The organism is Pseudomonas sp. CM25 (assembly GCF_013179705.1).
Taxonomy (GTDB): Bacteria; Pseudomonadota; Gammaproteobacteria; order Pseudomonadales; family Pseudomonadaceae; genus Aquipseudomonas.
In genome coordinates, this window is the sequence record NZ_JABMCW010000215.1 from 1 (window position 1) to 9,590 (window position 9,590).

Annotated in this window: 17 protein-coding genes; 12 read left to right on the forward strand and 5 right to left on the reverse strand. The window is 57.1% G+C overall.

From position 1 onward, the window contains the following. The 4 genes from HP546_RS20090 to HP546_RS20105 form a co-directional block, all read left to right on the forward strand. Positions 1-317 (forward strand): S24 family peptidase (locus HP546_RS20090; protein ID WP_172228681.1); only part of this gene is annotated, 317 nt, incomplete at its 5' end. A gap of 2 nt (positions 318-319) precedes the next feature. Continuing rightward, a complete protein-coding gene (locus HP546_RS20095; RefSeq protein ID WP_110159925.1) occupies positions 320-544 on the forward strand; it encodes a hypothetical protein in 225 nt (74 codons plus the stop codon). Positions 545-818: 274 nt separating this feature from the next. Beyond that, positions 819-1,322 (forward strand): hypothetical protein, encoded by a 504-nt coding sequence (locus HP546_RS20100; protein ID WP_019751328.1) that lies wholly within the window; start codon positions 819-821, stop codon positions 1,320-1,322. 119 nt (positions 1,323-1,441) lie between these two features. Continuing rightward, positions 1,442-1,771, forward strand: coding sequence for a type II toxin-antitoxin system YafO family toxin (locus tag HP546_RS20105; protein ID WP_234410172.1), 330 nt, complete (start codon positions 1,442-1,444; stop codon positions 1,769-1,771). 125 nt (positions 1,772-1,896) lie between these two features. Here the strand turns inward: HP546_RS20105 and HP546_RS20110 are convergent, their stop codons facing one another. After that, entirely contained in the window at positions 1,897-2,505 is a 609-nt protein-coding gene (locus tag HP546_RS20110) for a hypothetical protein (protein WP_110159924.1), read from the reverse strand. 67 nt (positions 2,506-2,572) lie between these two features. Then, on the reverse strand, positions 2,573-2,893 hold the full coding sequence (locus tag HP546_RS20115) for a DUF1654 domain-containing protein (RefSeq protein ID WP_110159923.1): 321 nt from the start codon (positions 2,891-2,893) through the stop codon (positions 2,573-2,575). A 695-nt stretch (positions 2,894-3,588) separates the two neighbouring features. Between HP546_RS20115 and HP546_RS20120 the strand changes: the two genes are divergently transcribed. The 5 genes from HP546_RS20120 (at position 3,589) to HP546_RS20140 (ending at position 5,697) form a co-directional block, all read left to right on the forward strand. Then, positions 3,589-3,813, forward strand: coding sequence for a hypothetical protein (locus HP546_RS20120; RefSeq protein WP_110159922.1), 225 nt, complete (start codon positions 3,589-3,591; stop codon positions 3,811-3,813). Between the two features lie 307 nt (positions 3,814-4,120). After that, positions 4,121-4,504, forward strand: coding sequence for a response regulator transcription factor (locus HP546_RS20125; RefSeq protein WP_110159921.1), 384 nt, complete (start codon positions 4,121-4,123; stop codon positions 4,502-4,504). A gap of 18 nt (positions 4,505-4,522) precedes the next feature. Continuing rightward, positions 4,523-4,792, forward strand: coding sequence for a hypothetical protein (locus tag HP546_RS20130; protein ID WP_110159920.1), 270 nt, complete (start codon positions 4,523-4,525; stop codon positions 4,790-4,792). Next, positions 4,789-5,247, forward strand: a complete 459-nt coding sequence (locus tag HP546_RS20135; RefSeq protein WP_110159919.1) for a hypothetical protein — start codon at positions 4,789-4,791, stop codon at positions 5,245-5,247. Before HP546_RS20130 ends, HP546_RS20135 begins: the two co-directional genes overlap by 4 nt. Positions 5,248-5,328: 81 nt before the next feature. Then, the gene (locus HP546_RS20140; protein WP_110159918.1) at positions 5,329-5,697 is read left to right on the forward strand and encodes a hypothetical protein; all 369 of its coding nucleotides are present in this window, start codon (positions 5,329-5,331) and stop codon (positions 5,695-5,697) included. On the opposite strand, the gene HP546_RS20145 is transcribed toward HP546_RS20140, so the two are convergent. Next, positions 5,678-6,172: a hypothetical protein gene (locus HP546_RS20145; protein ID WP_086975784.1), complete on the reverse strand. Its 495-nt coding sequence runs from the start codon at positions 6,170-6,172 to the stop codon at positions 5,678-5,680. The genes HP546_RS20140 and HP546_RS20145 overlap by 20 nt on opposite strands. A gap of 95 nt (positions 6,173-6,267) precedes the next feature. Here HP546_RS20145 and yejK point away from each other — a divergent pair, with 95 nt between their 5' ends. Next, positions 6,268-7,299, forward strand: coding sequence for a nucleoid-associated protein YejK (gene yejK, locus HP546_RS20150; RefSeq protein ID WP_110159917.1), 1,032 nt, complete (start codon positions 6,268-6,270; stop codon positions 7,297-7,299). 3 nt (positions 7,300-7,302) lie between these two features. Here the strand turns inward: yejK and HP546_RS20155 are convergent, their stop codons facing one another. Beyond that, complete coding sequence (locus HP546_RS20155; RefSeq protein ID WP_146215691.1) at positions 7,303-7,944, reverse strand: hypothetical protein; 642 nt, start codon at positions 7,942-7,944, stop codon at positions 7,303-7,305. Positions 7,945-8,187: 243 nt separating this feature from the next. Here HP546_RS20155 and HP546_RS20160 point away from each other — a divergent pair, with 243 nt between their 5' ends. Then, complete coding sequence (locus HP546_RS20160) at positions 8,188-8,607, forward strand: hypothetical protein (protein ID WP_172228683.1); 420 nt, start codon at positions 8,188-8,190, stop codon at positions 8,605-8,607. 299 nt (positions 8,608-8,906) lie between these two features. Here HP546_RS20160 and HP546_RS20165 read toward each other — a convergent pair whose 3' ends face one another. Further along, the gene (locus tag HP546_RS20165) at positions 8,907-9,386 is read right to left on the reverse strand and encodes a hypothetical protein (RefSeq protein ID WP_146215690.1); all 480 of its coding nucleotides are present in this window, start codon (positions 9,384-9,386) and stop codon (positions 8,907-8,909) included. 44 nt (positions 9,387-9,430) lie between these two features. Between HP546_RS20165 and HP546_RS20170 the strand changes: the two genes are divergently transcribed. After that, a partial coding sequence (locus HP546_RS20170; RefSeq protein WP_172228685.1) for a DNA adenine methylase occupies positions 9,431-9,590 on the forward strand: 160 nt, incomplete at its 3' end.

Consider the following 9,590-nt stretch of genomic DNA (forward strand, 5'->3'; position numbering starts at 1 on the left):
ACCTACGAGAGATGGGCGTAGAGTTCAAAGAGCATTTCCATCTGAAGCTCATAACGGGTGTTGGTCAGTCCATGGCACCGACCATCAAGAGCCGCGATCCCTTGGTCGTTGACATCAGCATCCGTGAGTTCGTGGGCGACGGGATCTACTACTTCTCCCATCAGGGTCACCAGTACATCAAGCGTCTGCAGAAGAAAGGCCGCGACCACTTCAAGATGATTTCGGACAACACGAATCATCCCCCTGAAGACATCCGGGTTGATGAGACCTACATCCAAGCCCGGGTGCTGCTGGTCTGGAACGCCCATCTGGTGTAGCCATGCCTCTAACCAAGCCCAACCAACAGCTGCGCCGAGACCTGAAAGATGCTGCTTTTGCCTTGGAAAGCGCCGCTCTAGAGATCTTCCACAAGGCCCAAGGCGGCGAGGAAGCCCAGTTCCTGGAGGCGATGAAGCGTGTCGGCGAGCTGCATGAGCTGGCAGATCGGTTGGTGGGGTATGGGGATGAGGTGAAGGCGGGGCGGATCATTCGGGTGACGGGCTAGATCCGGCAGATACGATTTTTAGACGATCGGCTACCTACATCCAGGCCCGGTAGCTGCTGGTGTGGAATGCTCACCTGGTTTGATCCGTCTCATCCGCCTTAAATTGCCTGAACCTGCGCCTTTCCCGCTCGTCTTTACTATAGTGATCCTGCGCGCCACGTTTATCGGTTTTACGATTTCGTGGCGCGAGGTGGATTGACTATTTCTCTCCGGAGCCGATAATCGCGGTCCGATTTGGCGAATTTCGCCATCGAGTTTCCAAATGGAGGTTTTCATGTCAATCAAAGCGGCAGCACCGGCCCTTATAGTCGCCGCTCTCGCCTTGGTAGGTGACTACTCGACCATCTCGCATCAAGAAGGCTCACGCGCAGTACGTGAATCCTGTGCCAATCCATTCAGCTTATCCAACCTGCGTGGAGTGATCGCCGAGCTAACACAAGGGTGGACTGAGCTTGATTCGGTCTACTCCCAAAGCGTAGCTGCAGTCATGAAGGCGAGCTCGCTTGACGACACCAAGTACCTCAAGAATATCGAGCTACTTCAGGCTGTTAGACAGCTTGAAGAAAATCTTCGGCTGGCTGATGTGCCTCCGCCACTGCAATCAGATCACATCGCATTGCGCAGAGCGGTTGCTAAGGTTCGCACCAGGATGACTACGATTGATAGCATCTATCAACAATTCTTCGTTAAGCCCGAGGAATTCCAGAGCGAACTGAGCCGTGCTGGTTTGCGCGACTTGGCTGAGCATACGACACGTAGACTCGGCCAGCTGGCCTAAGGCACTCGATGACGGTAGAGGTATCTTTCCATCCAGGGACGTTTGGTGAGTTTTTCTCTCCCATCGACGAGAAACACCCAGGGCTCTCAGATCTGCTGCTAAGTGAATTCCGTAGATATATGGAATCTGATCGCCTGGCCATACCGTCGATTTTTGGTCGTGACGTGCCCTACACACAGCCGCCCTTGGCCCTCCAGTCATGCCTAATGCATATCCACATCAGGATTCCGCCAAACTCTTTTCCGAAAGGCGTTCCCCAGCGGGACAGGGTTTGCAAATTTGGCAGGCCCAGCGATGACGCAGCGCTGGTGTACGTTCCGGGGGAGCTTTATGAGGATAGGTATTTGATCCTTGCGATGTTCTGGCCCGACGCGCATACCAAGGCCAGGGATAGATCCGCGATGCGCTATCTTGCTCGATTAGCGAAAGATTGGCGCGACAGCAATTAGATTAGCCCGCCTCGGCGGGCTTTTTCATGCCTTCACGCTTTTTTCACGCCCTACCCTGCACAGTGAAGACACATCCGATTCCCTACGTTAGCCCGCATAGCAGTGCGGGCTTTTCTTTGGGCAGCTCACAGCGATTCTGGGTTTATTCCGATTGCTCTAAGGGACTCGGCTAGCGTTGGATCAATCACCGCCTCTCCAGTGGTCGATGCTGCCTGGTTGATGCCTACGGTCCGGTACTTCAAAGTGCGCCCAGCGAGCATCTGCTTCAGGATCTTCCTGGCCTTCTCACCACCTGTCACCGTGTATGGGCTCATCATCTGAGTGACGTTAAGCATCGCCTGGTCCTGGGTCTGCTTGATGAGGGCTGCCTGCTCTGGCGGCAGATTCAGGGAGTATTGAGGCGCAGCAGGCATCATGCTGACCGGCGTCTCCTGAGGCGTAATTGTCCACGCTTCGTTTTGATCGATCCTCAACTGCACGGTGCCTACCGGGATCTTGAAGCGACCTCCAGACATCAGCCCCACATAGATCTCGCCGCCCTCCTTCCGAACGACTGGATAGAAGTGAAGCGACCTCGTCACGATTGAACCCGATGCTGGGAATTCGCTCGTGGTTACCATCATCGTGGTTTTGTCCGTGAACTCGTCAGTGGTTCCAGTGGCTTGCCAGGTTGGCCCTGCCGCGCACCCTCCGAGCGCCAAAGCTGACGCCAATACTGCGATGATCCCTTTCATTCCAGTCTCCAAGATTTTGGTCGGCGCATTGTAGCAAAGCGCCATCACCACAGATCGCCCTCTGCGATCAGAATGGCGCCTCTTCCTCCTCCTTCTCCCAGTCCCTGTCCACCACCAGGTCGTCACGATCAGCTGCGCTCTGCGGCTCCCACCTTACCGTCACGCTTTCGTCGTCGTTGAACGTCAGGTCCAATTCCGGCGTTTCGGCCAGCAGCCCCATCACCTCCTCCCACTCCATGTTTCCTTCCGTGTCTAGGCGATGGATCGTCACCCATCGCTGAGCCTGCGCGATCGGGTGATTGATCATCGATGAGACTCTCAGGCCCAGGCGTTCCAGGGCGGTCATCTCTTGGCGTGCTTGTGGTGTCGACTTCTTCTGCTTGGTCATGCCGCTACTCCTTTTACTGTACATCCATCCAGTATTTTCAGAGCATAACCAATCATGTAGGAAAAGTTAATCCCTAGCGCGATATCGGAGGAGCCCAATCGGTCGCAACAACTTATGCACTAGTGCATTGACACGACAATTGCACTGGTGCATATTTTACCCATCGAGGCGCTACGAAGCCCTCAGGAGACCCTAGGGTCGACCGCTCTTTACACAACCAGACGTGACCACCTCGACGCACCCAGGCCATCACCTGGGTCGGGACAAGCTAAGTCGTCGACCACGCAGCCTCTGGATAGCTGCCGGACTCCCCTCAACGGGAGGACGCCAAACCATGCGAGCCACCTGATGCGTAGCCAGTAGCTGCAGCAGGCAGAGGTGGGGAAACCCGGCGACGAGCATGGCGCGGATCAAAAACCATAGGAGGAACCTGCCAATGAAGCATTAAGACCAACCGACAAAACGGGTCGGCAATCCGCGCATATGCCCTACTCAGCCGGCCAAAGGGCTGTACTCAAGCGCGGAGCAACATGATCCCCAACGACCATCGCCGTATTCAGATTGAAGGCGATGCGAGGGAAGCCCAAGGCCAACGCACTGAGCGCAGAGCTGCCATCTGAGGCGGTGACGCCAGACGATTCCCCGGTGCGCCTCAAGTGGGGCGCATCAGGGGGAATCCACTGGAGCAATTCGAGATGACCACGATTATCCAAGACCGCTTCGATAGCGGTGCCCAGGTGAGCTTGGAGATGGACAAGAACGAAGGCGAGCTGTTCGTCTTCCACTGCCCGGAAGGTCAAGGCTGCAAGGTCAGTAAATGGCCGCTGGATAGCTACCACATGCCGATCGCGATGGCTCATTACGAGCAATGCCTCGAACTGGAACGCGCTGCCTTGGAAGCCTGCTCCACGTCCGCCTGACGAAAACTGCCCGATCAACCTGGTTCCCCATCACCAGGCTGCTTCGGAGTGTGATCTGAAACTGAATGGCAGGCCGCCCCGAGCAAATGGGGAACGATTACAGGGCCTTGCGGGCCTCGCCTGGACGGTCCCCCAGATCACACTCCGATGCAGCCCCTAAGGCGCACGCCCGTGCGCTTTACAGCTCATAGCACTCACCACCATCAACCTTAAGTCGACTGCACTGGTCGTGACGTTCGCCCTCCCCTGGTCCGGGAGGTACGCGGCAGCGAGCGTCACGACCAATGCAGCCCACCGAGGACTCTTCATGGAAACGATCACTTGCGGCTCATGGATTGGCCAGCTCGGGAAGGCGCTGGCTCCCCGCGAGCTCGAAGCACTGCTGTGGGTGGCTCAAGGCCTCACTACCAAAGAAATCGCCAAGCAGATGGCGATCAGCCCAGGCACCGTGGCCAACCGCATCGAGGACGCGCTGTTCAAGTTGGAGGCGAAGAAACGCCTGGACGCCGTGGTGAAGGCCATGCACCAACAGATCATCAACCCTCTCTGCATCGCCCTCGCCTGCCTCATCGCCATGCATGCGGTGATAAACGACAGCGACCCCATGCGCCGCGACCGCCGCGCGCCGGAGCGCCGCACTGCCCAAGTTCGAATCGTTCGCAAGGCCGAGGCCTTCGAGCTCCACGCCTGACACACTGAGGATCAACTCATGCAAACAGCCGTGCATAAAGCTTTTGAGGACAAGCGGATGGTGCTCGCAGCCTTGCTCGAACGAAGCCAGCAAGCACGCAACGAAGCTTTCGCCCGAATAGCCCAGGGGTCACCCCGCTACCAAGCATCCAGCAAGGGCGGCACCTGGGATGTGGTGGAGATCGCCACCGGCGAAAAGCAGGGCTTTGCCTACAGCTACAAAGCGGCGATGCGCTTTGTCGATGCCTGCGAGGCCGGAGCGGCGAGCAAGACAGGCGCGCGGAAATGAGCAAGCGCAAGCCCCACAACATGAGGGCACGCCTGGAGCGGACGTGCCGGGCCCTGGTCTCGGCCAACCACGCGGCCGTGGTCAACATCGACCCCAGCGGCCAGCAGGTGCTGATCAACTGGAAGAACCTCAAGCAGATCCGCGTGCGACAGGTCGTGGACGCCGTCTGCGATATCCCGCACCGGTGGACCATCTACCTCAGCGTTCTGTGCCGGACGGAGTTCGGCGAGCGGTACCACAAATCAATCGAGGTCGCGCCACAGGGCAACTACCGGGCCGAGCACCTTACCGACGTCATCGAGGCTACCTACACCGACCTGCGGGCCACGGCCAACCCTAATCACCTGTTGGCGGCCGGCTGGATCGCCATCCCCACAGACACAACGCTCGACGAAGCAGAGGCCGCCAAGATTTTTGCCACCGTCGGCGCCTGGAATCAGCAGAAAGCAGCATGAAACGTATCACCGCGCGCGTCCGGCACGGCCGGCGCCAGCAGCACATCAATCTGCCGCCCAGCGGCTTGGGAGGTATCGGCCATGGCCGAGCAGAAGACGGGTGCCGCGAAGCACTCAGCGGACTACCGAGAGCGCGAGAAGAAGAAGGCCGAGAAGCTCGGCATCGAGGACGTGACAATCACGATGCCGGCCGGGATCAAGAAGGCGCTCGCGGCCGAGCTCAAGCGTCACGGCTACAAGCAGGTGCAGGAATTGTGGCAGGACATGGCCTTGTCGTGGATTGCGCAGGATCCTGAGGAGCGTGCGCGCCGGCTTGAACGACCTGACGCGCCAGCTTTTTACATCTCTCCAAAACTAGCGCGTGAGTTTGAAGCGGCCAGTCAGGCCGAGATCCGAAGATACCCTGGCGACGAAATAGAGTATCCAAGCCTCAGCGCATCATCACCTTAACTTCGTAGCCTTTGCCGGTCGGCCAATCTTCACGGACCACCTCAACTACACCCTTGCCTACCTTCTCAGATCCGTATTCCCCGCGCTTGATGAGCGACGCCACAGAATCTGGAAGACTGGCCCCGAGGGCACGCTGGGAGAGCTTTTTCGATGCCGCGAGAAGCGCCGCTGTTCCCGAGGATGCATGGGATGGCTGGTTGTAGTTCAGAACCAGTTTGACTTCCATCGCGTAAGGGCCGGCTCCGGTGACGTAATAGGCGAGGTTATTTGCCAGGCCCGTTGAACTGCTGCCGATGTCCTTATAGTCACTGGCGCAACCTGACGACCCATCACCGTAGTCATCAACCCACTTCCGCCCCTTCAAGCCTGCATCCGCGAGCAGTGCGCAAGCCTTTGAAGGCTCTGGGCTCAGGATTTCAGCAGACGCAGAGGTGGCAATGGCCAATGACGCGGCGATCAGAAAAAGCTTTTTCAAGACAGGCTCCCTGCCGGCCCCATGCCGGTCACCCGTAATACCCCATCCCAAACCAAATTGCCACCATGCCGCCAGCCGGCCACGGAGAAACACCCATGCCCATTCGCCACGCAGTGATGCACTTCATCGACAAGAAGCCGGATGGCAGTCCGGCGGTGTTGCACCTGGCCAGCTCAGAGCTTCCCGATAGCGGCGCCATTGATAACCTGCTGTTCGAAGTGAACGGTACCTACAACGCCAAGGCGGGAAAGGGCTGGGGTTTCTTCCAACCTGTATCCGGCGCGTACCCGTTCAGCGGCTGGCTTACCAAAGCCATGATCGACGAAATGGCGTTCATCGACTTCACCCGCACCTCGGCAGAGCATTTGACCAAGCTGATGGAGGAGTCGAACCTGTCGGTCGGTGGCCACGTTCTGTTCGCCCTCTACACCCAAGGCATGACCGACTACCTGATGATCGCCATCCTGCAGCAAGTCGATACGGTAGCCGTTGCTCGCGATCTGACGGTGGCCACCTCGCGCCAGCTCGACGCTCGAACCTTGCACTTTGCCGCCCGCATCAACCTGAGCGAGTGGAAGCACAACCCGCACTCGCGGCAGTACGTCTCCTTCATCAAGCCGAAGGGCGGACGCAAGTCTACCGCCTACTTCCGCGACTTCATCGGCGCCCAGGAAGGCGTCGACGCCCCAGGCGAAACCCGGACGCTGCTCAAGGCCTTCACCGACTTCGTGAAGGCGGAGGACCTGCCGAGCGAAGCCGCAAGCGAGAAGAGCCAGAACCTGGTCGCTTACGCACAAGCGCAGGGCAAGCTCGGCGAGCCGATCAGCCTGGACGAACTTTCCGAAGTGTTGGACGAGGACAGGCCGAAGACCTTCGCCGACTTCATACGGGCCGGCGACTACGGGATATCCGAGAGCTTTGCCGCCGACAAGCGCACCCTGACCCAATACCGCCGCTACACCGGCCGCGCCGAAGGCATGTCGATCAGTTTCGAGGCGCACTTGCTCGGCGAGCGCGTCGAGTTCGACCCGGCTAGCGCCAGCTTGACCATCAACAACCTACCGACGCAGCTCATGAGTCAACTCAATCGCGCTATTGAGGCGATTGATGTGAAAAGTGGCGCTTAAAACTCACTCCTTTTTTTGTCGACCTGATTTCATGACAGCAACGTATTCCTCTAACACTGCCTCGACCAAACCCGAAAATCTGTAATCTGGTTTACGCCATGGATCCACAAGACCAATCACCATTATAACGGCGTTGACGATCGCGGCTTGATTGAGCAGATAACCCGGCACATCGCTCATACACCCTGGCAAGCCGTCATCTGAAGCATATAGCAACAAGTTTCGTTCATTTGCCTTGGACTTGATTACACCCTTAACCTCGGAGTGCAGCTTCTTTTTAACAATCGCTCTCAATTGATCGCCAATTATGCTCGAAAAAGGAACTGGCCCTTGGGCTTCGACATGAAGTGGCGGGCGAGGCCTCAGGCATTTATCGAATCCCTTAATCGGGAACATAATCTCGATCGCGGGACGTCCGGGCTCATCTGTTGTAACAAATCTAGGCTCCTCGAGGGGTAGATGGTCGAAATCAAAATACGAATTAAACCACCCGACGACAGATTGAATGCAAAAAGCCACTCCCATTTTATTCTCATGAGACCACAGGTGGTATTTATCGCTTAAGGGATAGCCTTGGTCACGCAGCGATGCCAGTAAGCTGGTTGCGGCTTCTTCCTCTGCGCATATCGCTCGGAAACACGCCATCTGCGGATCTACCTCCGCTAGGGCTCGGGCCTTTACCAGATGATTAAGAGAGTTTAAGGCTGCAGATCTTACCCGCCCACTGCATGCCATTAGCATCGGCCGAGATCGTTCCAACTGTTGCCATACGTCCAATCCTGTCAACTCCGTTCCGTTGATTTCCTAGGTAATCAATAACGCAGTTGTTACTAAATTGCCACCATGCCGCATCCGGCCACGGAGGGCGGCGCATGCATGGAGAAAGCCATGAACCACATTCCACCGCGTCCAACTGCAACCAGGGAAATGATCCTCGAGTGCTGCAAGCCCATCGCCGAGAAGCTTGAGGCCGACGCCGAGACCCTGGCGCAGCATTACAGCCGTCACATGGATGGCTTCGATCTCTGCATAGAGCTGGCAAAGTGGGCCGGCTGGGATATGCAGCGCGACGACATCGACACGCTCGACGAACTTGGCCATCTGGTGGACGAGGCAGAGCGCGAGGCAGTGAAGACTTGGTTCGAGGAGCACAACCCCCAGCCGCCGTTCGCCATCGGTGACAGCATCAAGCAGGGCTTGATCACTGGTATCAGCTCCTACTCGCTGGCCTGCTTCGAAGTGAAGGTTGAGGGCCAGCCGGATACCTCTCGGCTGATCGTCAAGTTCGAAGACGCGAAAGCCGCCTGACCCTCCTGCTCTGTCCGCCATCGTTACGCGACACAACCAGAGTTAAAGATCAGCGCCAGCAGTAGCGGCATAATGTTTTTGATGGCGACCGACAGTTTCACAACCAGGTCGGAGATAGAGTGAAGTCGTTCCATAAGGTGCTCCAAGCATGCAGGAACAAACCGTTGCTCCTGTCACGCTATGCACCTTTAAAAGTTCGCCTTCTCTGATCGCCATCCCTCGCGTTTGACCAAGCGCTGGCCGCCAGCGCCTTCCCCTATTCAACGACAACGCCTCCCTGGCGAGCAACCTAATAGCAGCTACTCGGGGTACACGTGTTCTTTACGCAGAACTAGTTCCGCTGGGAGTTGAGGATGATTAATCAAATCCACTCTGACCTCAGATTCATAATCATTCATTAAGCCTGGGATCTTCTCGGAATAACTAATTCCACATCTGGCCAGTTCCACTGTATCTACACAGTAGACCCACCCTTCGCAGGTGTTGCCGTCCGTTGCGAAAAATTTTGCTGTCTTCTCACAGGTAGTAAAGGACACGTAGCTGGTTGGATAGAGATCACTGCAAGCATTGTGTGCGTACTCAGCATTTCGGATGGACTTACCCACGTCGATATATGAGCTACCAGCGGGGACAATGGTATTTCCCGCGCTGAACATTAAAGAATTATCAGTGCCTTTGGGTAAAATTTTCCCCGAACGTTGCTCGTCATAGAGCCTGCTCACCCCTCTAAAAATCAGCATTTCGTCACCCTCTTCAACTGATATCAACCTTCCCATCATATTACGCCTCCCCGGCGAGGGTGGCGCCTGCAATGGAGTGTTCCATGACCATCTCAGCGCCGGTGATCCGGTACCACGGCTCCAAGTTCCGGCTTGCGTCGTGGGTCACCCAGTATTTCCCGCGGCATACGTGCTATGTCGAGCCCTTCGGCGGTGCCGCCGGCGTTCTGATGCAGAAGCCCCGCTCCTACGCCGAGGTCTACA